The organism is Mesorhizobium amorphae CCNWGS0123 (genome assembly GCF_001686985.1).
In the GTDB taxonomy this organism is placed as follows: domain Bacteria; phylum Pseudomonadota; class Alphaproteobacteria; order Rhizobiales; family Rhizobiaceae; genus Mesorhizobium; species Mesorhizobium amorphae.
Map to the genome: position 1 here is coordinate 1,751,373 of NZ_CP015318.1, position 22,409 is coordinate 1,773,781.

Genomic DNA, 22,409 nt, shown 5'->3' on the forward strand with positions numbered 1-22,409 from the left:
CCGCGGCGATATGTTCGCCGCCCTCTGGTGCCAACGTGCCACGGTTTGCCGGTCAAGCTCAACGGTCAGATGGGCGATCTGGTTCCACAGGCTTGATCTATTTGGAGAAATCGCTGCGCACGATGCCGTGCCGCTGCAGCTTGTCGTAGAAGGTCTTGCGCGGAATCCCCAGCGCCTCGATCGTGCGCCTGACGTCGCCGTCATTGCGGCCAAGCGTCTCACGGATGATGTCGGCCTCGTAGCGATCCAGCCGCTCCGGCAACGGCATGGCGTCATCCAGCTCCACCGGCGCGGCGGCCCGTGCTTCGCCTCCTTCTTCCAACCCGAGCACGAAGCGCTCAGCAAAATGCGCCAGTTCCCGTACATTGCCCGGCCAGTCATGTTCCCTGAGATGGCGCTGGACGGAGGCCGGCACGGCCGGCACCGAACGCCGGAAACGGGTGGCGGCGCGCTCGGCGAAATAACCGAACAGGAGAAGAATATCGTCGCGGCGCTCGCGCAGCGGCGGGATCGAGATCGTCACCACGTTGAGCCGGTAATAGAGGTCTTCGCGAAAGGCGCCGCGCTGGCTGGGATCGCCGAGATCGACCTTGGCGGCCGCGACGACGCGCAGGTCGACCGGCCGCACCTCGTTGGTGCCGAGCGGCGTCACCTCGCGCATTTCCAGCACCCTCAGCATCTGCACCTGCGTCGACGGCGGCATGCTTTCGATCTCGTCGAGGAACAGCGTGCCGCCGCTGGCATGCTCGATGCGGCCGATCCGCTTCTTCTGCGCGCCGGTGAAGGCGCCGGCCTCGTGGCCGAACAATTCGCTCTCGATCACGGTTTCCGGCAGTGTGCCGCAATTCAGCGCCACGAAATTGCCCTTCGCGCGGCGGCTCCAGCTGTGCAAGAGGCTCGCGACCACCTCCTTGCCGGAACCGGTCTCGCCGGTCACCAGCACGTCGACATCGGTGTCGGCGATTTGTCTGAGCGTGCGGCGCAGCCTTTCCATCGCCGGCGTCTGGCCGATCAGCGGCAGGCCGTCCTGCGCCTGCTCGGCCGCCTCGCGCAAGGCCCGGTTCTCCATCACCAGGCGGCGCTTTTCCGCCGCGCGCCACACACTTTGCGCCAGCTTGTCGGCGGCAAAGGGCTTGGTGATGAAGTCGTAGACGCCGTCCCTGATCGCCTTGACGGCCATGGCGATGTCGCCGTGCCCGGTGATCAGGATCACCGGAATGTCCGGATCCAGTTCCAGGATGCGGTCGAAAAGCTGCAGGCCGTCGATCTCCGGCATCCTGATGTCGGACACCACGACGCCGCCAAAGCCGGCATCGAGCCCGGCCAGCGCCTTGGCCGCCGAGGAAAAGGCCGACACCGAAAACCCGGCCAGTTCCAGCGTCTGCCTTGTGGCCTTCAGCAGATCGATGTCGTCATCGATCAGGACGACCGGTGCGGGATCGTTGCTCGTCATGCTGCTTTCGCAAGATGGATGGTGAAACGGGTGCCGCGGTCGTCGCTTGCAACCTCGATGCGTCCGCCATAGTCGGCGACGATGTCCTTCGAAATGACGAGCCCGAGCCCGAGGCCTTTTTCCTTCGACGTGTTGAACGGCGTGAACAGCGACTTGAGGATTTCGGGCGGAATGCCCGGCCCGTTGTCCGACACATTGACGGTCACGCCGTCAGCCGTCTCCTCGGCCGACACCTCGACCCTGGCGTTCTCGCGGCCGTCAAGCGCTTCCAGTGCATTCTGGAACAGGTTGATCAGCACCTGTTCAAGCCGGATCCGGTTGCCCTTCACCTTGAGGCCCGGTGGTGGCGGCGTGATATCAAGCGCGTCGAGCCGACCGGCAAAGCGACTTCGAAGCAGCACCACCGCGCCCTCGATGACACCCTTGAGTTCGACCGGCTCGGCCGCGGTGCGGCCCTTGCGGGCAAAGGCTTTCAATTCCTCGGTGATGGTGCCGATGCGTTCCGTAAGTGCGGCGATGGCGCCGAGATTCTCTTCGGCCGGTACGGTCTGCTTCCTGTCGAGGAAGACGCGGGCATTGTCGGCATAGGCGCGGATCGTGGCGACCGGCTGGTTGATCTCGTGCGCGACGCCGGCGGCGACCTGGCCGAGGATGGCCAACCGGTTCGCCTGAACCAGCTCCTGCTGCACCACCTGCAGCTTGGCTTCCGTACTGCGATGGCCCGTGATCTCGGCCTGCAGCCGGTCGCGGGCGCGGCTCAGATCCTCGGTGCGCTCGACGACGCGGCGTTCGAGTTCGGTGCGCGCCGCCTGTTCGGCGGCGATGCGCATCTCACCCGACTGCCGGCGCCACAAAAGATAGGCGGCAAGGCCAATGAGTGGACCGATGACGCCAAGCGCCAGAAGCCGCATTTCACGCTGAGCTGCAGCAATCGGCGCCGCCGCCGGAACGAGATAGTCAAGTCGCCACGGCGTCGAGGCGATCGGCGTCGAGAGCCTGAGATATTCGGCTTCGCTGCCGCCCGGCGTGATCGCGTGGACGAGCGCGACGTCGGCGCTCAAGGCTTGCGGCCGATTGATCGGCAGCGGCACCAGCGGCGCGTTGCCGAACTGCTGGCTGTTGCGGATTTCGCCAAGCACGGGCTGGCCAAGCGGTGCCGTCGTCATGAAGCGCCAGGAAGGTACGCTGGTGATCAGCACGACGCCATGATCATCGCTGACATAGGCCGGGCGGTTGGCCTCGTGCCAGTCTGCCTCGAGCTGGTCGAACTCCATCTTGACGACAACGACGCCGAGGGGTGCCGAGGCGCTGCCGACGCGGCGTGAAATGTAAAGGCCCGGACGCTTGCTGACATTGCCGAGCGCGAAATATTCCGCGGTGCCGGTCTGCATCGCGCCAGAAAAATAGGCGCGAAAACCATAGTCGTTGCCAACGAAGCTTGTCGGCTCACGCCAGTTGCTGGAGGCGATGGCCAGGCCGTCTATGCCGGTGACGTAGAGCACCGAGGCCTTGGTGCCGGAGACCAGCCCTTCGAGCTTGCGGTTCAAAACGTCGATTGCCACCGGGTTGCGCTCGGTCAGCGCGTCACGCACCTGCTGGTCCTCCGACAGAAGCAGAGGCAGCGCGCGCGGGTTCTCCAGCACCGCGCGCAGCAGCGCGACCTTCAGGTTGGCGTCGGTGCGCCCTTGCGCCGCCAGTGCCCGGATTTCGGTGCTGCGGCCATAGAGGCCGGCGCCGTAAAGCGCCGCCGCGGTGATTGCGAGCGCCGCAGCTGCGAACAACAGCCAGGCCCGGCGCGCCCGCTTGCCGAGTTGCTCGGGCGTCGAAGACAGGACTTGAGCTGGGGCAGCGGCGGGGCGTTGCAGCATGGCCTATCTGTGCATGATTTCGCACAAAGCACAATTCGACTTATGCGGATGGCCGCACGTCGCGATATGGCAATGCATCGATCGAACAGAAAATATTCAACAAAATCAATCGGAAGAGCTCACAAGCAGAAACTGGCACGCCTGTTGCAATCTCATTCGCAGCAGCCGCGAGGCTGTTGGAGGTCAACGCCCCGGGAGGTCGAGGGTTCGATCGGGGCACAATGGAGGACGTCATGCAGACAGCATTCGCTGCCGCCGAACCGCGCGGCAAAGTTCCCTTTTACCGGCATCTTTACGTGCAGGTGCTTACCGCCATCGCCGCCGGCATCCTGCTCGGCCATTTCTATCCCGAATTGGGCGCGTCACTGAAGCCGCTCGGCGACGCCTTCATCAAGCTGGTCAAGATGGTGATCGCGCCGGTCATCTTCCTGACGGTCGCAACCGGCATCGCCGGCGTTTCCGACCTGCAGAAGGTCGGCCGAGTCGCCGGCAAGGCGATGATCTATTTCCTGTTCTTCTCGACTCTGGCGCTCGTCGTCGGCCTGGTCGTCTCCAATGTCGTCCAGCCCGGCGCCGGCATGCACATCAATCCGGCGACACTCGATGCCACCAAGGTGACGACCTTCACCGAGAAGGCGCATGACACGACCATCGTCGGCTTCCTGATGAACATCATCCCCGACACCATCACCGGCGCCTTCGCCCAGGGCGATATCCTGCAGGTGCTGTTCTTCTCGGTGCTGTTTGGCGTCTCTCTCGCCCTGGTCGGCGATCGCGGCCGCCCGGTGGTCGATTTCCTGCAGGCGCTGACCACGCCGATCTTCCGCCTGGTCGCCATCCTGATGAAGGCCGCCCCCATCGGCGCCTTCGGCGCCATGGCCTTCACCGTCGGCAAATACGGCATCGCCTCGATCGCCAATCTCGCCATGCTGATCGGCACCTTCTACCTGACTGCTTTCCTCTTCGTGATTGTGGTGCTCGGCGCCGTCGCCCGCTACAACGGCTTCTCGATCCTCGCACTGATCCGCTACATCAAGGAAGAGCTGCTGCTCGTTCTCGGCACCTCGTCCTCGGAAGCAGCATTGCCTGGCCTGATGGCCAAGATGGAGCGCGCCGGTTGCAACCGCTCGGTGGTCGGCCTGGTCGTCCCGACCGGCTATTCCTTCAACCTCGACGGCACCAATATCTATATGACGCTGGCCGCCCTGTTCATCGCCCAGGCGACCGACACGCCGCTCACCTTCGGCGACCAGATCCTGCTGCTGTTGGTTGCGATGCTGAGCTCCAAGGGTGCCGCCGGCATCACCGGCGCCGGCTTCATCACGCTGGCGGCGACGCTTTCGGTCGTGCCGTCGGTACCGGTCGCCGGCATGGCGCTGATCCTCGGCGTCGACCGTTTCATGTCGGAGTGCAGGGCGTTGACCAACTTCGTCGGCAACGCGGTGGCGACGATCGTCGTGGCGCGCTGGGAAGGCGAGCTCGACCAGACCAAGTTCGCCGCCGCGATGGCAGGCGATCTTCCGGAAGAGGCAGATCTCTCGCTGCCGGGCCTGCAACCCGCCTGATCCTTCAGGCTTTCGCCTGTGCAGGCCGCAGCCGGTCACCGGCTGCGGCCTGTTCTTTTCACCGGCCGGCGCATAGGTTGATCTCAACCCGCCATTGCGAAAGGCCCGTGAATGAGCAGCACGTTTCCCGAAATCTACCTGGTTCGCCACGGCGAGACGGAATGGAGTGCGTCGGGCAAGCACACAGGCCGCACAGACATCCCGCTGACGGCTGCCGGCGAGGCTGCTGCCCGCTCTGTGGCGGAGCGCCTCAAGGGCCTGTCGTTCCAGGCAGTCTGGTCGAGCCCGTCGCAGCGGGCCTACAACACCTGCACTCTCGCCGGGTTCGGCGCGGCCGGCGTCAAGAAAGACGATCTGCAGGAATGGGATTACGGCGCCTATGAGGGGCTGACCACCAAACAGATCCTTGCCGCGCGCCCCGGTTGGAATGTATTTCGCGACGGCTGTCCGGGCGGTGAGATGGCAGCGGATGTCGGCGCCAGGGCCGACCGGATCGTCAGCGGCCTGCGAGCCGCCGGCGGCAACGTGCTGGTGTTTTCGAGCGCGCATTTCCTGCGCGTGCTTGCGGCGCGCTGGCTCGGCCTGCCGCCGCAGGACGGCGCCCTGCTGGTGCTGGACACCGCGAGCCTCAGCACGCTCGGTTACGAGCACGACCTTACCGAACCGGTTATCCGCAGGTGGAACCAGAAATAGCAAGGCTGACGGCAGCCGCGTGCCCGTAGCTCAGTTCGCTAGCATCGCCCGTTCCTCGGGAGTGAGGTGCCGCGCCTCGCCTTTGGCGAGATCGCCGAGTTGCAAGTGTCCGATCGCCACCCGCACCAGCCGCAGCACCTCGACGTCGAAGGCGCCGAGCAGGCGGCGGATCTGGCGGTTGCGTCCTTCGTCGAGCACGATTTCGAGCCATGCCGTGCGGCCGCCGCTGCGCAGCATCTCGATCGAACGGGCCGTCAAAAGCTCACCATCGACGACCGCGCCTTCGCGAAACCGCGCCAGCATCGCCTCGTCCGGCTGGGTGCCGATCTGCACGTGATAGGTCTTGGCGACATGCGAGGCGGGGTCGAGCAGGCCATTTCCCCAATGCGTGTCGTTGGTCATCAACAGCAGGCCTTCGCTCGCCTTGTCGAGGCGGCCGACCGGCGACACGAAGGGCAGGTCGAGCCCAACCAGGCAGTCATAGACCGTATCTCGATCCTGCGGGTCGTCCCGGGTGGTGACCAAACCGCGCGGCTTGTTGACCATCAGATAGACCTTGCGCTCGGCAACGATGCGCTCACCGTCGACGGTGATGCGGTCGCGGCCGGGATTGACGCGCAGCGATCCGTTGCGCACCACCTTGCCGCCGACCCGCACCCGCCCCTCGGCGACCAGCGCCTCGGCCTGCTTGCGCGAGCACAGCCCAAGCTTCGACAGCGCACGGCAAAGGCTGACCCCGGCGGGAGGTGGTCGGCGGGCGATGTTGGGCGGCCGTGTCATGCGTTGGTGGGTGTTCTTCCCGGTGGTCATCGACAGATGCCATGCGCGGCGATCGTTGCGCAACCCGCCCGGGGCATACCGCGAGAGCGCCGCATGATTCCACGTAGCGAAGATTGTTGGCCGGTTTCGTCATCTTGAATGTTGACTATGAAAGTCATGTTTCATAGTCAGCTTGGCACCGGCGGCTGCAAGCCGGGTATTCAAGATCGCGGCGCAGAGGAGACCAGGATCGTGCCGGAGAATGACAGACGGGCGGCCAGGCGCGGCAGCATGACCCGGCGAGGCGCGCTTGGGCTTTTCCTGCTGCCCTTCGCCGGCTCGCTTTCCGCCGCGCCGCGCCCCCTGCGCATAGTCTCACTGGACGCCGGGCTGACCGAGACCTTGCTGATGCTCGGCGTCCGGCCGGTCGCCATTGCCGACCGCGAAGTCTGGGAGAAATGGGTGGTCGAGCCGCCGCTGCCGCCGGAGATCGCCGATGTCGGCACGCTGCTCGAACCCAACCTCGAATTCCTGCAGCAACTGCGCCCGGATGTCATCCTGGCCATCCCCTATCTGGACGGCATCAAGCCGCTGCTTGAGCGCGTCGCGCCGGTGACGACAATCGGCATCTACACCGAGGAGGGCCGGCCCTATCAGCTTGCCGTCGATGCGACCCGGCAGCTGGCTCGGCTTGTCGGCAAGGAGGAAGAAGGCGAGGCGCTGATTGCCGCGACGGAGGCCGGTTTCCTGGAAATCCGGCAGCAGTTGGCGCCATTGTCGGCGCGGCCGCTCTACATCGTCAACTTCATGGATCCACGCAATGTGCGTGTCTATGGTCGGCAGAGCCTGTTCCAGGATGTGTTCGACCGCATCGGCATCCGCAACGCCTGGACGGGCGACACCAACTATTGGGGCTTTGCCACGCTCGGCCTGGACGGCCTAGCCACTGCAAGTGACGCGCGGCTGGCCTACATGGAGCCCCTGCCCGAGGGCGCCGGCGGTACGCTGACCGAAAGCCCGGTCTGGAACGCCATGCCCTTCGTGCGCAACCGCTCGATCATGCGCCTGCCGGCCGTGCTGATGTTCGGCGCGCTGCCGTCCGCAGCCCGCTTCGCGCACGAGCTGGCCAAGGCGATGACCGGAGATGCCGCGCATGGCTGACGACACTGTCGCCCAGGGTGGTAGGCGCGCCGGTGGGATATGGTCGCGCCGCCTATCCGCCGGCCAGCCGCTCGGCGCCATCCTGCTCTGCGTAGTGCTCTCGGCCGCCGCCACCACTGCCACACTCTCCAATCTTGCCGCGCAATTGCCGGCGGCGCTCTGGCTCGACGCGCTCGGCACGCCTGATGTCGCGGACATGCGGCTGGTGCTCGTCCACTATGCCTTCCTGCCGCGGCTGGCCATCAGCCTGCTCTGTGGCGCAGCACTTGGGCTCGCTGGAACCGTTCTGCAGCAGGTGCTGCGCAACCCTTTGGCCTCGCCGGAAACGGTCGGCGTCTCGGCCGGCGCCCATCTGGCGCTGGCGCTGGCGACGCTTGCCGCGCCGTCCTTGCTCGCCTTCGGCCGCGAATGGGTGGCGCTGGTCGGCGCCTTCGTTGCGATAGTCGCGGTTGTCGCTCTGTCCTGGCACAAGCGTCTGTCGCCGCTCTCCGTCGTGCTCGCCGGCCTGGTCGTCAGCCTCTATGCCGGCGCCATCGGCGCTGCCCTCATCGTGTTGCGGCATGAATGGCTGGCCAGCCTGTTCATCTGGGGTGCCGGCTCGCTCGGCCAGCAGGACTGGACGACGACGCTCTGGCTGCTGCCGCGCCTCGCTGCCGCCGTCGTCGCCATCGGCCTGATGGTCCGTCCGCTGACCTTGCTCGGCCTTGAAGACGAAGGCGCCCGCAGCCTTGGCCTGCCGCTCGGCGTCTACCGAGTCGCCGGGCTCGGCGCGGCGGTGGCGCTCATTGCTTTCGTCGTCGCCGCCGTCGGCGTCATCGGCTTCGTCGGCCTGGCCGCCGCCACGCTCGCCCGCATCGGCGGCGCCCGCCGCCTCGGCCAGCGGCTGCTCATGGCACCACTCGTCGGCGCGGTTCTGCTCTGGGCCGCCGACCAGGCGGTGCAATTGGCGACCGGGCCACAGGGTGACCTGTTGCCGACCGGCGCCATCACGGCACTTCTCGGCGCGCCCCTTCTGCTGTGGTTGCTGCCACGCCTTGCACTGGCCTCGGAAGCCCCGGCGCTGACCGCAGAGCATCTGCCTCGAAGCCGCCGGCCCGGCCTGGTGCTGGCGGCGCTTGGACTGTCCTTGATTGTGCTGGTCGGGCTTGCCTTGCTGCTGGGGCCGGGGCCGCATGGCTGGAGTTTTGCTTTCGGAGATCAGCTTCAACCCTTGCTGTCATGGCGCTGGCCACGCGTCACGGCAGCGCTTTCCGCCGGCGCCATGCTGGCGCTGGCCGGGCTGATGATGCAGCGGCTGACTGGCAATCCGATGGCCAGCCCCGAAGTGCTCGGCATTAGCGCCGGGGCAGCACTCGGCATGGTGCTGGCGCTGTTCTTAGTCTCCGATCCCGGCCGCCCTGTCCAGACCGCCGCCGCCACCGCCGGCGCCTTCGCCGCCTTGCTGGTCACGCTGACGCTCGGCCGCCGCGCCGCCTATGCGCCCGAACGGCTGCTACTCGCCGGCGTCGCGCTGACGGCGCTGTTCGACGCGCTGATCCTGGTGCTGACCGCCACCGGCGATCCGCGCGCCATGCTGCTGCTCAACTGGCTGACCGGCTCGACCTATGGTGTCGATGTGGGTTCGGCGCTGCTGACTTCGGCCATTGCGCTTTGCCTGTTCCTGCTCGCGCCTGCCTTCATCCGCTGGCTGGACATGCTGCCGCTCGGCGCGCCTGCCGTACAAGGCCTTGGCATCGACCTGCGCAAGACGCGGCTCGCGGTGCTGCTGATGGTTGCTGCACTCACCGCCGCCTCGACCCTGATCGTCGGTCCACTGACCTTCATCGGCCTGATGGCGCCGCATCTCGCCCGCCGCCTGGGGCTGGCGCGCGCGCTGCCGCAGGCCCTGGGCGCGGTGCTGGCAGGCGCGCTGATCATGGTTGCCGCCGACTGGATCGGCCGCACCGCCATCTTCCCGCGCCAGATCCCGGCCGGCCTCGTTGCCACGCTGATCGGCGGCCCGGTGCTGATGTGGCTGCTGCGCCGCCGCTGACGCTTTTGTTCCTCCGGAGATCTCCATGTTCCAGTCGATCGCGACGCCAGCCTTGATCGCCGACACCACGGTCCACGACTTCGTTCCCGCCGCGGGCGGCGAGCCCTGGCGGATCTTCCTGCATGTGCCGCCCGGTGAAACCCCCGAGGCCGGCTGGCCGGTCCTCTACATGACCGACGGCAACGCCGTCATCGGCACCGCCGTCGATGCCATGCGCGCGCAATCGGGCTACCCCTCGGGCACCAACATCGAAGACGGAGTCATAGTCGCCATCGGCTATCCCGTCGCCGGCGCCTATGACCCGCTCAGGCGCTCCTGGGATCTTGGCCCGCCGCCCGGCAAGACCTATCCGCCTTTCCACGAAGGCGGCCCCGAGGTGCGGACCGGCGGCGCCGAAAAATTCCTGACCTTCATCGAGGACGAGCTGAAGCCGTTCGTGGCCAGCCGCGCCAGGATCGACGCTGGCCGGCAGGCGCTGTACGGACACTCCTTCGGTGGCCTGTTCGCGCTCTATGCGCTGTTCACCCGCCCGCGTGCCTTCAGCACCTGGATTGCGGCGAGCCCGGCCATCTATTGGGAAGACCGCGCCATCGACCGGTTTCTCGAAACATTCGAGACCGCCGTCCCGGACGGCTTGAGCGCGCAAATGATCCTGTCGGCCGGCGAATACGAGACCGAAAAACTGGCGCCGTTTCAGATCGGCGCCGCCGACGAGCAGAAGCGCCTGGAGCAGAAAAGGGTAACCCGCACCGACGAATTCGCCCGGGCAATGGCCGAGCGCCTCGACGCCATCCCGAGCTTGCGCGCCAGTTTCGAATTGCACGCCGGCGAAAACCACATGTCGATCCTGCCGGTCACCGTCAACCGCGCGGTGCAGACGGCGTTTGCGGTGGCGAGGGGAGGTGGCCGCTAGCCGCCGCGAGCCGGTGGCAGTTCGAACAAAGTAGCGCCATTCTCCTGGCCGCGTTCGACATAGCCGATGATCCGGAACCATTTGGCGACGTCGGTTCTCTGCAGCCAGCTGCGCGAGCGAATGGGGAGGTTGCCGGCCAGCGCCTGGATATGGCGAATGTGCCGCTTGCAGAAGCGGATGGTGGCGGCGCTGAAGAAACCCTCCTGCGCGGCAAACAGCGTATCGGCGGCGTCGCTATGTTCGTTCCAGGCGATGATCGCCACCGTTTTTTCGCCCTCGACAAGGGCATGGGCACGGCCTTCCTTCAAATTCATCATCAGATTGTCGTAGGCGGCCTTGCTGTCCTTGCCGGCCGCCACATACTCGTCCGATATCCGCTTGGACAGACCCCGGAAAACACTCTCGAGATCGCCGACCGTAGCTGCGCGTGCTCTCATTTCTCCTCCTGCAGCCCCGGCAGGCAGTTTGCCCTAGGGATCGGGGATCACCAAGCAAATCAAATCCGCCAATCGGCCGATGCGAGCAAAGTGATTTCAGCGGGTGGAGCCGGCGAATACGCGACCGAAAGGCTGGCGCTGTTTCAGATCGGCGCTGCGGACGAGAAAAGCGCCTGGAGCAGAAGAAGCCGACCGCATCGACAAATTCGCGCGAGCCATGGCCGAGCGCCTCGACGCCATCACGGCCTCAGCGCAGGAAACCGTTTGGGGTCAACGGTAGCCGGTCGCACAGCTTCTCCATCCGATGGCACCAGTCCAGGCGCAGGGTGGCTTACCTTGGCCGTGCTGAGGGTGAACGTATCCGCCAACCTGGCGCTTGGGTTCGCGCAGACCTATCCATCGGGTGAGCAAACCCAAGGCCGAACATCTATGTCAGCCTGATCACTCGGCCTGCAGCGTCGAGGTGGCATCTGATTCGCGCCTGCCGGATCTCGGCACCACCTTGCCTTGCATAATGTATGCGAACTGCAATCGGGGCCGAGACTGCGCCTCGGCTCAGACGGCGTAGGGAGCCTGCGCTCATCGCACGTACATTCACGACACCAAACGGAATAGCGGCCAGCTCAATCGCCTCGCGGCAGGCGCGAACCATTGCACCCGGCGTGCCCGGTATCGCTTCAATTGTCGTCACGGCCGATGAGCGACTGCTCCTGGGCCAGAGGATGCGCGGCAGGGCGATGGATTTTGGCGCGCCGACGGCCGCGGCCGCCGTGGCGGCGGGAGCACCGGGGGTATCGCCTGGAGGGGTGCTTGCTGCGCTACTATCCGACGAGGCGTCTTCTCCACTAACTTGGCCGCTCGTTCCAACGCTCGCGCCGCCGAGTTGGCCGCTGGCTCCAACGCTTGCGCCGACCGGGCCGTTGCCGGTTCCGAGCGAAGCTCCGGCGTCTGCCCCTCCAACGCTACCGATGTCCGCGCCAACACCGACTGACGCCCCCTTCTGGCCGACGCCCACACTGGCGCCAACCCCCACATTGCCCGCCCGGGTACCAACGCCCGCCTCGAGGGCCATGGCAGGCTCGATCGCGATCGCAATCGAGAAAGCGGCCGCGAGATATTTGCGCATCGCAATCCTCCGTTCCCCGGCTGTCATTGGCGCAATCCCTCAGCCGGCGGCCGCGTGGGAAGCAGCGCGTCTGGCAGCTCGATCGTCATCAGGCGAGCGGCTCGCGACTTGCGTACTTCCGCGCTGCCGACTTCCTGCTGCCCCGAGTTTGGCGACGATCTGCGCTGAGACGCGCGCGCGCTTGCGCGATCGATGGGGCGTGCCTTTGCTGCGTTTTCGACCTGCGAGGTGCGACGCTCAGCAGCGCGCTTAAGGGCGGCGATGTCCTTGCGTGCCGAAGCGAGGTCGCGGGCCAGGCCAATGGCCTTTTCGCGCTCCTGCTCCCACGCCTCCTTGAACGCCGTCGATATCCGGGTCAATTCCTTCTTTGCCGCGTCGCGTTCCTGCCGAGCGGTTTCAAGATCGCTCGCCAGCGAGCTTGCTCTTTCGCGTTCCCGTGCGAGCGCCTCGCCAGCTTGCCTTGCAGCAGCTTCGGCAAGCTGCCGGCCCTGGATGGCGCCGGCCTGCGTTGTTGCTGCCAGCTTCGCGCTTCCCTCCAGAGCTTCGATGGATTGACGGGCCTTGGCGATATCACGCTCCAGAAGCCCGACCTTCCGGCGCTCCTCTTCAAGCGCCCGCCTCGTCCCGGCCAGAGACACTTCCGCGGTATTGCGCGCGGCTTCGGCAAGCTGCCGGCCCTGGATAGCGCCGGCCTGCGTCGTCGCCGCCAGCTTCGCGCTTGCCACCAGCACTTCGAAGGCCTGACGGGCCTCCGCGATCTCTCGCTCCAGGAGTTCGACCTTCCGGCGCTCCTCGTCAAGCGCCTGCTTCGTCCGGGCCAGAGAAGCTTCAGCGGGATTGCGCGCCGCGACGCCCTCGGCAGCAAGTTCCAGGCCGGGCGCCGCCAGCTCGCGGGGCAGATTTTCCTCATGCGCGCTGGTCTTGATTGCATCGATATCGTTTCGTCGCGTGAGGAAACTCTGTTCATTTGCTGCGCGTTCGCGTTCAGCCAGGTCGCGCTCCTCCAAGGTTTGCTTCTGTGCCGCAGAAGCAGGCCCCATCGGGACGTCGTTCGGCTGCGTGACTTGGACGGCAGTGACGGGAGGTTTCGTTTCTGGCGGAACGAATACGATTGCCGCAAATCCAAACAGCACCAGGCAAATCGGAATGAAGGGCAGCGGGGCGGCGCCCGACTGTTTGCGGCCGTTATTGAGCAACCCAGCTATTGCCGCGTGTGCTCGGTCAGGAGAGTGGCCGAGGGGCGTAGAAGCCCAGTTGGATCTCCGCCCGTGATCCATTGCGGATCCTCCATGGGTCGACCGCACTGGTGAAACGCTTGCCTGTGGCGTCAGAGTCGACGCAAACCCGAGCGCTCCGCGCTACCGCGCCAGGCAACCCCTCAGGCATGTCATTCAAGCTATCAAAGGCATGTAGGGGCAGTAAGTACCGAATAAGGGTAGGGGGATTCCCAATCCTCTCAAAAGGGTCTCCTAAAGTACTAGCTGCCATGGGCTTCGAGCGCCTTGGCGAGCTTCATCGAGGGCGGTTCCGCAAACTGGCGCTAGTTCTCGGCGGAAAAGTTGCCGAAATGCGAGAAGCCGAAGCGCGAGGCCACGGCCGTAACCGTTTGCTGCCGGGGGTGCCACGGCGCACGGTGCGCTATGCAGTTGGCGAGTTTAGTTGCTAAACCCAGCGATAGAACGAGGGGACGGTGTCCGTGCGACCGCGACGCTTCTGCGCCGTGCGGGGCAAATCGACAACGCATTCCCGCACACGTCTCGCAGTAAAGTTGGTATGCATACGCGAGGGAGAGGGTAACAGATGAAACACAATCTTGGCTTGCCGTCCGACTCGACGCCGACGCTCCTTTTCCCGACGTGATGCAAAAGCAATGTCAGATCTCATGTCTTCTCCAGATGTGACCGGATCGTCTCGCCCCCCGCGTTGGGGCTTGGCTGCAAAGCTGTTTACAACCCTCGTCCTGCTTGGCGCGATCGCAGTCCTGGTGACCGGGGTGCTCGGTTATATCCGCGCCCGCGATGCTTTAGAAAAAGCCGTCTTCGACCAACTCACGGCCGCCCGTCAGGCCAAGACACGCCAGGTTGAAACCTACTTCCGCACGATCCAGTCGGAGCTGCGCCTGCTTGCCACTTCCAAGATGGTGGTCGATGCGACACGCGAGTTCCGGATCGCGGTCGACCAACTCGACCGGGCAGGCGCGCCGCCTGACCTGCGGCAGAAGGTCGGCGATTGGTACGCCGCGAACTTCATCCCTGAGATGACGCGCATCCTGGGCAGGGAACCAGCCTTGTCGGACTACCTGCCGGTCGGTGGCGCCCCCTACTATCTGCAGTATCACTACATTGTGGAAAGCCCGAACCCGGAGCGGCGCAAGCTTCTCGACGACGCCGGCGATGGAAGCGAGTACAGCCGGCTGCATGCCATATATCATCCATTGATGCGCGCTGCGGCTACCACGGTCGGCCTTTTCGATCTCATGATTGCCGATCCCAAATCAGGTCGCCTGATCTATACGGTCGACAAGGAGGTGGATTTCACCACGTCCCTTCAATTGGGTCCGTACCGTCGCACCAACGTCGCGGCCGCCGTCGCTCGCTGCTCGCAGATCGCAGACCCGTCAGCCATCTGCCTCGAAGATTTCTCCTCTTATGCGCCATCTGGCGGCGCACCGATCGCCTTCATGGTAGCACCGGTTATTGCCCAGGGCGTCGTCATCGGCGCGCTGGTCGCGCAACTGTCGAATGATGAGATCGACAACGTTGTCACCGGTAACCGCCGCTGGCGGCAGGAAGGGTTCGGCGACACGGGTGAGGCCTATCTCGTCGGACCCGATTATCTGGCGCGCTCTGGCCCGCGGGCGTTCTACGAGAACCGGGAAAACTTCTTCGCCGACGTCAAATCGGTGGGCGCCTCGGACGAGGAGATCGCCGACATTCAACGATACGGCACACCGGTTCTTCATCAGCGCATCGACACCCAGGCCACCCGGGCCGCGCTATCAGGTGTCGAGGGCACAGGCGAGATCATCGGATACCGTGGCGTCCCGACGCTCGCGTCGTGGGGACCGCTCGCGATTTCCGGTGTCAAGTGGGCTCTCGTCGCCAAGATCGACAGCGCCGAGGCCTTCACACCGATCGCCGAACTCCGCCGGGATCTGCTGCTCGTAGGGGGACTGGCGCTGCTCGTGGTGGCCTCCACCGCCGCCTGGCTTTCGCGCGCGCTGCTCGGACCGCTCCGCGATCTCACCGCCGGGGTGAAACGCTTCTCTGCTGGTGACTATGCGGTCAGCGTGCCGGTTCGCACGCGCGACGAGATTGGCGAGCTCTGCTCGGCCTTCAATGGCATGGTTGAGGATCTGCACCAGAAGAATGTCGTGATCGAGAACAAGAACCGCGAGAACGAGCAGCTGCTGCTCAACGTCCTGCCGGCACCGATCGCCAACCGGCTGCGCGCTGGCGAGGAGAGGATCGCCGACGGCTTCGCCGAGGTCACGGTCGCCTTCGCAGACCTGGTCGGGTTCACGGCACTGACATCGGAAATGCCGCCGCACGATGTCGTGATGTTTCTCAACGGACTCTTCACGCGCTTCGACGTTGCCGCCAATGATCTCGGCATCGAAAAGATCAAGACGGTGGGCGACGCCTATATGGCGGTGTGCGGCCTACCCGTGCCGGTGGCCAACCACGCCGAGCGCATGGTCCGCATGGCCATCCGCATGGTCCACATTACCCGCGAGCACGCGATGGAACACAACGTCTCGATGAAGCTCAGGGTTGGCGTCAACAGTGGGCCAGTGGTCGCCGGCGTCATTGGGAAGAGTAAGTACATCTATGATTTATGGGGTGACACAGTGAACCTGGCGAGTCGCATGGAGTCTGGCGGAGTTCCCGACTCTGTTCAGGTGACGCGCCCCGTCTACGAACAGCTCAAGGACCAATTCGTCTTCGAGCCGCGCGGCGCTATCGAAGTCAAAGGCAAGGGAAAAGTGGAAGCCTGGGTATTGAGATTTTAGTTGCGGGGCAGCTCCGATACCGGCTTGCCCTCCACCTGTCCGCCGTCAATGGCTTTCGCCGCGGGCGCGACTGGCACGCCCTGAGGGGAGCGGACCCGAATGTCCGCTTCGCGCCTCATGTCGGCCGAAGAGATTGGCTTAACCGATGCCTGAAAGCAGACGTGGCCAGCGACAGGGCCGGACGTCTTGATTGCACCAATTGCTGACATTGGCATTCAGCTTCCTCAGTGCCGCGAAGCGGTCTCGTCGCGGACTGTCAAAATGATCCCGAAAACAGTCATGGTCGCCAGCGCCACACCGAAGTGGGAATCTACCGTCTCTGCACTCCTACCTGTATCATTCGCCGCCGCCCGCTTTGGCTTCCGGCATAACTTGCAGCAACGGCTGCGGCGACACTGCGATCTCTCCCGTGAAGGGCCGGTCGTGGGCGAGAATCAAGAGAACGGATGCCGCCACGCCGGTCGCAAAACTTCCAAGAGCGATCGCCGATGCCATTCGGTTATCACTATGAACGACCGCGATCGCGAGAAGAGCACAGAAGGCTTGCAGGATCAGGCAGGCCCACTTCGTGGGGTTGACTTGTGCGGAGCTGACGAGAATCCGTTGGCGACGCGCCTCAAAGGCGTCTTCAAGCCACCTCGTAATCTCGCGCTGCGCGATCTCCTGGCCGGGATTGTTTGGCGTCAAAGCCAGCGTCGTCCGCAGCGCCTCGTTAAGCGCCGGCGGGATTATGGTGAGGGTCGCCGCGCTCTCGGCCATCAGCGGCCACTCCTGGCTCGTCGTTTCCTCAATATAGCTGCGCACCAGCGTCCGTAAGCGCGCCTCGGGCTCCCCGGGAAAGCTGCTCGCCAAAATCACGACCGACCGCAATGCACTGGCCTCGCGATTGACTGCCGCATTGGCGTGATCGCTGTCGCTCCAGACCTGAGCCGCGGTGAACGCCACAAATAAGCCAAAGATGATACCGAGCGGCGGCAGCATGCCAGGCGAAAGCGCCTTGAATGACCGCGCCGTCGAGCCCGCAGAAAGAGCGGCGATGCCTTGGTGCAAGATGAACGCGACGATATAGGTGGCCCCGAACACGACGAGAGCCATCCAAGCGAGTGGAAGAGTATGCAACCAGCCACTCATAGTATCGCCTGCCCTATCCTGAGAATTCGTCGGCAGGCGTTTGTAGGGCCGTAGTTCCACTCGTGGCAATGCCACAGTCTTCCGTCGTGTCAACAATCTCTACGCACGGCTGCCAGCGGCGTGGTCATCGAACTAGGTCAGAACGGCGAGATGGTGGTGCTAGAGGATGAAGCTGCTAATGCACCCAACCTTGAGTCCGTTGATTGTACGATTAGGTTGGCCGGGAAGAGGCGCGAAGTCGACATCGCGGCACCTTAGGGAATACTCCTGCGTGACGTAACCACCCGGTGACAGGTGAGCGTAACATTTGGGTCAAGATCGACCCTTGTGACAGGATAGCGTCGAGGCCTAAACGTTGATGTGACACGGCGAAAACACCGGCTAACTGCAGCATTTTCCACTTTGAGGCGAAATAATTCTCAACTATGCTCCGCCAGACTTAAGGCATGGGGATTGCCGATGGTTTTATCACGCAGGGGTGTCGTGCTCAGCGGCCTGGCGCTGGTCGCGGTCGGTGCAACCGGCAATATTGTTCAAGCCGCGACGGCAAAATCCTTTTTCGCCGGTACCGCCAGCGACAACAATTTTGTCTATCGCAAGACCAACTTCGCCAAGATCGACAAGAGATGGCATCGCCAGATCGTCAAGTATTTCAGCAGCGAGCCGGTCGGCACCGTCGTGGTCGATACCCGCCACCACTTCCTCTACCTCATCATGGAAAACAAGACAGCCATCCGCTACGGCGTCGGCGTAGGCAAGGAAGGCTTCAAATGGTACGGTCGCGCGACGATCGACCGCCGCGCGCTGTGGCCGCAGTGGGTTCCGCCCCCCGAAATGCTTAAGCGCAGGCCGGACCTACCGCCCATGATCGCAGGCGGCGCGCCCGACAATCCACTCGGGCCGCGCGCGCTCTATCTGTACCGCGACGGCGCCGACATCGGCTACCGCCTGCATGGCACGCTGGAGCCATGGAGCATCGGCACCGACGCTTCCAGCGGCTGCATCCGCATGTTTCCGGAAGACATCATCGACCTCTACCAGCGGTGCCCGATCGGCACCGCGGTGGAGGTCCTGCCGCACATCGCCGACCAGGCGCCCGCTTCCACCACTGTCGAATGATTGGCGCGCCTCATGAACCGCATGATTGAAAACACGCGCCGGCTGCTCGCCGCCGGCCTGCTGGTGCTGGCCGCATCCTGCTCGACCAGCAACACGCTGGCCCCGTCCACGCCCGACGTCACCAACGCCGAGATTGCCGCCTTCCAGAACGTGCAGCCGGGCAGCGAGGAGGATTTTATCCTCAATGTCGGCCGCCGCACCTACTTCACGCAGGGTTCGGCCGCGCTCGATTCTGTCGCCAAGGCCACCCTCGACACCCAGATCGCCTGGTTGTCAAAGCATCCGCGCTGGCTGCTCAAGCTGCAGGGTTTCGCCGACGATCCCGGCGCAAGCGAAACAGCGCTGTCGCAGCAGCGCGCCGATGCGGTGATGGACTACCTCGCCGCCGGCGGCATAGACCGCAACCGCATGTGGGCCAAGGGCTACGGCAAGGACAGGCTCGTCCGCGACTGCCCCAACACCGCCTGCAGGTCGCAGAACCGCCGCGTTGTGTCTAATTTGCGCGATGAGAGGGACGAGTCGTAGGGGCTGCTGTTTTGCTTGTCACCAAATCAGAGTCTCACAACGCGACGACGGCATGGCTGCTTTGCGCCCCATTGCGTAGGCGATTTGAAGAGGATCATGGATCATCCTCCGAGTAGCGAATGACCTTGTACGTATAGGCGAGCAAAGCAGCTCCGAGCCAATATAGGCCGAATTCGACCTAGAATGGTGCGAATCCATATCGATCGTCGTGTGCGAGCTAAGGCCATTTCGCGCAAAATTGAGAAAGTCGAATAGCTTGGCGATTTCAGTTTGAAAAAATGGTGCCCAGAGGCGGATTGGTCCCCTTGCTCCAATAGACATTGATTTTGTTAGAGAATTTCCACTCAACTTGGTTGGGGTGTATCACACATTGTATGACAATTGCAACGCACATGCGGCTGAGGGAGATCGCCGTTGCAGAACAAACACTTGCTTTTTGCGTCCGGGCACCAAAAGTCTCAACTTGGCCAAAAGCGGTCATCCGTCGCCAGTTCTCGAATGACCGAAATGGGCCGCAACCGATCCGTCCGAATTTGAGATGATTCTCGCAGAAAGCAGACCTTCCACTTCCGCCTTCCGGCACCAAATAAATGCCTGAGTGCCTAACGCGGGTGCAATGCCACCCAGAGCTCCTCACGCTCTGTTAGGTGTCGGGTCTCTCGGCGAATTCCCTGACTTTCAATTGCCATAGCGAACATGCCCGAGACGGGGAGATGCCTCGGGGATGGATGACCTAGAAGGTAATCCCGCAGGCACACCATATGACGATCTGGACCGGCGATGGCGGCAGTGTCGGCTCGAACTCTCCTAGCGTAGCGGCGGTGACTGGGGTCGGCAAGAGCGGCAACCTTTTCGGAGTACGGGATGCTTGTGGCAGCGATATTTCCGCCGCTGACGACATAACGCATCAACTCATTTTGCCCGAACAGGGTGCCACTTGAACCGACGTGTTCGTGCACAGAGTATGTTAGTTTTGCGTTCTTCGGCGTCGGTAACGTATGGACCAAGACAGCCCCCCCTTCGAGGCGCACTCCCACGGCGAACGCATTGTAAGCGGAGTTGGCATCGAAGACGTATGCAGCCACCACAGAAGCGGCCTTGCCGTCGGCAATCATCGCAACATGGGCTTCGTCCCCTTTGTCGCAACCTGGAAGCTCATAGTGTGCCGCCTTCCCGTGGGCGCCCGCCACGGAAAATTGTACCAGACAGCCAGAGGGTCGGGCCTCAACTTGTCCGCCCAGCAAAGCCAAAGTTTCGAAGTCTTCTTCAACAATCGCTGGAGGTTCCAAACTGGCACTTGCTTCGAGCCAAGCCAAACGAGGATATAGGTTGATCGTTATCAGCCCGTCGTGTGTTGCCACATGGAGGACAGTGCCGGCCGCGTTAAAGGTGAGACCCAGTACCTTCTGACCTAGATCAAAACTCTTCCAGGCCGCGTCGAAACCGCCCGCGACATTTGCCGCCAGCCACAAGTTAACCTTGTTGTCGGCTGAAATGGCGATAAGTCGACCGTCACGGCTCATTCCAAGAACGTTCCGTGACAACGAAGGAGCGTAGAAGCCGCCGTTGAGCTGCCGCCATCCCGGCTGTGCGTCAACGAGATTTTCGTCTTTCTGGTAAGTCCATTGTTCAAAGCGATAGGTGCTCGCGCGCGCGTCGGTTGCGAACTGTATGACGCAGGTAGCCCGATCAAGACCGCATGACCCGCCAGTAACGGTCTCATCTGAGAAGAATGCTTCGGCACTAGCCTGCGCGGATTCTTCCGCACGAACGAGCAGGGGAGCTGTCGACAAAATATAGTTGTCGGAGTCGCCTACCAATTTACGAGGTGAAGCCGCAGAGTCGTCGGGGATCAGGTCGAGTGCATTTCCGAGAACTATCGCGCTGGCAGTCGCCGATCGTTGGCTGTGACCCGCCGACATATCCAGATCCGCGACAAGCGCCCGTTCTCCATCTATTACGAGATGGAGGTCATGGCCCGGGTCTGCGTCGATCCGGCGTTGCTGGCATGATTTTCCGTCAACGGAGCAAACTACAATGATCCAGGAGTTGGCGATTTCATCCTCTGAAACGCCAGCATTCACCATTTGCGTGATGGGATAAAGCGCGTAGATGGCCTTGCCTGTGATTTGGATTTTTACGTCTTGGTAGTTGTAGTAGGCTAGTCGCTCGCCACTCTTCATTTTGAAGTGCATTTGCGTCTCGCTGGCGATCAATCCATAATCCAATATCTCCGTCGCCAAGGTCTCAGCACTAGCTGGACTCGGGATGATCTCCGTTGGTGGTGCGGAAGCCCAAGTGAGGAAAGCCCTTTCGACTTGCCTTAGATTGTTGCCAATGAGTGCGACACGCGTAGCGTTAAGGCTCGCGTCGGCGCTGTAAAAGATCGAAATTAGGGCGGCGACCGCAGCAAACAACAGGATGCCTGCGACCGCCGCCACAGCAAACGGACGTGAACGAGCTCGCCCCTAGGTGGCGGCGCGGCGATCCACTTGCGCGCGTTACTGAGGCGATGCCCACGTAATAGCTCCGCGGATTTGCGACCGCCAGCCTCCCAACGCTTCGCTTCTTCGAAATAACGAGTGTTCGTCCGAACCCACGATAGATTGGTAACCACGGCTTTGCTTAGCTGAAGCAGAGCGGCTGACGCCGCCCCTGCGTCGCCACTTGTGAGGCGTAGGCCATGGATCCGCGACACATATGCCGGTATCTGATGCCATTCAATATTACCCACGAGGATCGGAAGGATAGCCTTTTTCTGCCGGTCGGCCTCTGTTAGCTCGTCGGCGCAGATCTTCGATTTCACGGATACCGACGACGCGATGAAAACAACTCGGTCGCTAGCAGTGATTAACTCCACGGCGCGTGCCCACCACTGCTCTCGCATTCCTGACGCTTGGCGGTTTCGTTGGCGGCATCATGTTCTGGGGCGCTTTCAATACCGCGCTGGAATTGACCAACACTGAGCAATTTTGCGTTTCCTGCCACGAGATGGAGAACAACGTCTATCAAGAACTGACGCGGACGGTCCATTTCTCCAACCGTTCCGGAGTCCGCGCTTCTTGCCCGGACTGTCATGTGCCGCACGAATGGACCGACAAGATCGCGCGCAAGATGCAGGCTTCAAAGGAAGTCTGGGGAAAGATATTCGGGACAATCGACACACGGCGCAAGTTTCTCAACATGCGTCTCGATCTTGCCAAGCACGAATGGGCGCGGCTGAAGGCGAACGACAGCCTTGAATGCCGCAACTGCCATTCGTCGGTCGCCATGGACCTGTCGAAGCAGACTGTGCGGGCCGCCGAAATCCATACGCGCTACCTGCTTTCAGGCGAAGCGACGTGCATAGACTGTCATAAAGGCATCGCGCATGAGCTGCCGAATATGGAGGGCGTCGATCCGGGCTGGAGGGTGCCGCCGGAACTCCAGGGCGAGAAGCTTCCACAGTCGTCTGCCATCGACGAACTCGAGCGTTTGATAGCGGTTTATCATCCCGGGCGCTAACGAAGGCTACAGGTCACCAACAAAGCCAGAGGGATCGTCAGCCCGCCAGGTCTGAATGCATAGACTTTGCGGGCCTCGCCCGCACAACCCAAAGGTTGTTTTGGGGAAGAG

At 63.3% G+C, this 22,409-nt stretch carries 17 protein-coding genes; 9 read left to right on the plus strand and 8 right to left on the minus strand.

Annotation, left to right across the window (positions count from 1 at the left end; translation table 11 throughout):
- Positions 1-97: 97 nt before the first annotated feature.
- On the minus strand, positions 98-1,453 hold the full coding sequence (locus A6B35_RS08220; RefSeq protein ID WP_006201083.1) for a sigma-54-dependent transcriptional regulator: 1,356 nt from the start codon (positions 1,451-1,453) through the stop codon (positions 98-100).
- Positions 1,450-3,321: a sensor histidine kinase gene (locus A6B35_RS08225; RefSeq protein ID WP_006201082.1), complete on the minus strand. Its 1,872-nt coding sequence runs from the start codon at positions 3,319-3,321 to the stop codon at positions 1,450-1,452. The genes A6B35_RS08220 and A6B35_RS08225 overlap by 4 nt, the downstream gene beginning before the upstream one ends.
- A gap of 233 nt (positions 3,322-3,554) precedes the next feature.
- On the opposite strand from A6B35_RS08225, the gene A6B35_RS08230 reads away from it, so the two are divergent.
- Both A6B35_RS08230 and A6B35_RS08235 read left to right on the plus strand, forming a co-directional pair.
- On the plus strand, positions 3,555-4,886 hold the full coding sequence (locus A6B35_RS08230) for a dicarboxylate/amino acid:cation symporter (RefSeq protein WP_040582399.1): 1,332 nt from the start codon (positions 3,555-3,557) through the stop codon (positions 4,884-4,886).
- A 111-nt stretch (positions 4,887-4,997) separates the two neighbouring features.
- On the plus strand, positions 4,998-5,579 hold the full coding sequence (locus A6B35_RS08235; RefSeq protein WP_006201080.1) for a histidine phosphatase family protein: 582 nt from the start codon (positions 4,998-5,000) through the stop codon (positions 5,577-5,579).
- Positions 5,580-5,609: 30 nt separating this feature from the next.
- Here A6B35_RS08235 and A6B35_RS08240 read toward each other — a convergent pair whose 3' ends face one another.
- Positions 5,610-6,359: a pseudouridine synthase gene (locus A6B35_RS08240; RefSeq protein WP_006201079.1), complete on the minus strand. Its 750-nt coding sequence runs from the start codon at positions 6,357-6,359 to the stop codon at positions 5,610-5,612.
- Positions 6,360-6,629: 270 nt separating this feature from the next.
- On the opposite strand from A6B35_RS08240, the gene A6B35_RS08245 reads away from it, so the two are divergent.
- The 3 genes from A6B35_RS08245 to A6B35_RS08255 are packed head-to-tail and all read left to right on the plus strand — an operon-like array spanning position 6,630 to position 10,444.
- A complete protein-coding gene (locus A6B35_RS08245; protein ID WP_040582398.1) occupies positions 6,630-7,499 on the plus strand; it encodes an ABC transporter substrate-binding protein in 870 nt (289 codons plus the stop codon).
- Complete coding sequence (gene fhuB / locus A6B35_RS08250) at positions 7,492-9,531, plus strand: Fe(3+)-hydroxamate ABC transporter permease FhuB (RefSeq protein ID WP_006201077.1); 2,040 nt, start codon at positions 7,492-7,494, stop codon at positions 9,529-9,531. The genes A6B35_RS08245 and fhuB overlap by 8 nt, the downstream gene beginning before the upstream one ends.
- A 25-nt stretch (positions 9,532-9,556) precedes the next feature.
- The gene (locus A6B35_RS08255) at positions 9,557-10,444 is read left to right on the plus strand and encodes an alpha/beta hydrolase (protein WP_006201076.1); all 888 of its coding nucleotides are present in this window, start codon (positions 9,557-9,559) and stop codon (positions 10,442-10,444) included.
- On the opposite strand, the gene A6B35_RS08260 is transcribed toward A6B35_RS08255, so the two are convergent.
- Together A6B35_RS08260 and A6B35_RS08270 are read right to left on the minus strand one after the other, a co-directional pair.
- The gene (locus A6B35_RS08260; RefSeq protein WP_006201075.1) at positions 10,441-10,881 is read right to left on the minus strand and encodes a hypothetical protein; all 441 of its coding nucleotides are present in this window, start codon (positions 10,879-10,881) and stop codon (positions 10,441-10,443) included. The two genes, A6B35_RS08255 and A6B35_RS08260, sit on opposite strands and share 4 nt — an antisense overlap.
- 1,149 nt (positions 10,882-12,030) lie before the next feature.
- Positions 12,031-13,203 carry a coiled-coil domain-containing protein gene (locus tag A6B35_RS08270; RefSeq protein WP_006201073.1) on the minus strand — a complete coding sequence of 391 codons (1,173 nt, stop codon included), beginning with the start codon at positions 13,201-13,203 and terminating at the stop codon, positions 12,031-12,033.
- A 686-nt stretch (positions 13,204-13,889) separates the two neighbouring features.
- On the opposite strand from A6B35_RS08270, the gene A6B35_RS08275 reads away from it, so the two are divergent.
- Positions 13,890-16,019, plus strand: coding sequence for an adenylate/guanylate cyclase domain-containing protein (locus tag A6B35_RS08275; RefSeq protein ID WP_193364549.1), 2,130 nt, complete (start codon positions 13,890-13,892; stop codon positions 16,017-16,019).
- Between the two features lie 336 nt (positions 16,020-16,355).
- Here A6B35_RS08275 and A6B35_RS08280 read toward each other — a convergent pair whose 3' ends face one another.
- Positions 16,356-17,102: a bestrophin-like domain gene (locus tag A6B35_RS08280; protein WP_244425893.1), complete on the minus strand. Its 747-nt coding sequence runs from the start codon at positions 17,100-17,102 to the stop codon at positions 16,356-16,358.
- A 507-nt stretch (positions 17,103-17,609) separates the two neighbouring features.
- Between A6B35_RS08280 and A6B35_RS08285 the strand changes: the two genes are divergently transcribed.
- Both A6B35_RS08285 and A6B35_RS08290 read left to right on the plus strand, forming a co-directional pair.
- A complete protein-coding gene (locus A6B35_RS08285) occupies positions 17,610-18,269 on the plus strand; it encodes a L,D-transpeptidase (RefSeq protein ID WP_040582358.1) in 660 nt (219 codons plus the stop codon).
- Between the two features lie 12 nt (positions 18,270-18,281).
- Positions 18,282-18,794: an OmpA family protein gene (locus A6B35_RS08290; protein WP_006201064.1), complete on the plus strand. Its 513-nt coding sequence runs from the start codon at positions 18,282-18,284 to the stop codon at positions 18,792-18,794.
- Between the two features lie 602 nt (positions 18,795-19,396).
- On the opposite strand, the gene A6B35_RS08295 is transcribed toward A6B35_RS08290, so the two are convergent.
- A complete protein-coding gene (locus A6B35_RS08295; RefSeq protein WP_139032190.1) occupies positions 19,397-21,010 on the minus strand; it encodes a hypothetical protein in 1,614 nt (537 codons plus the stop codon).
- A gap of 176 nt (positions 21,011-21,186) precedes the next feature.
- Positions 21,187-21,681 carry a TIR domain-containing protein gene (locus A6B35_RS37500; protein WP_139032189.1) on the minus strand — a complete coding sequence of 165 codons (495 nt, stop codon included), beginning with the start codon at positions 21,679-21,681 and terminating at the stop codon, positions 21,187-21,189.
- On the opposite strand from A6B35_RS37500, the gene A6B35_RS08300 reads away from it, so the two are divergent.
- The gene (locus tag A6B35_RS08300) at positions 21,660-22,298 is read left to right on the plus strand and encodes a NapC/NirT family cytochrome c (RefSeq protein WP_006201060.1); all 639 of its coding nucleotides are present in this window, start codon (positions 21,660-21,662) and stop codon (positions 22,296-22,298) included. The genes A6B35_RS37500 and A6B35_RS08300 overlap by 22 nt on opposite strands.
- Positions 22,299-22,409: the final 111 nt, after the last annotated feature.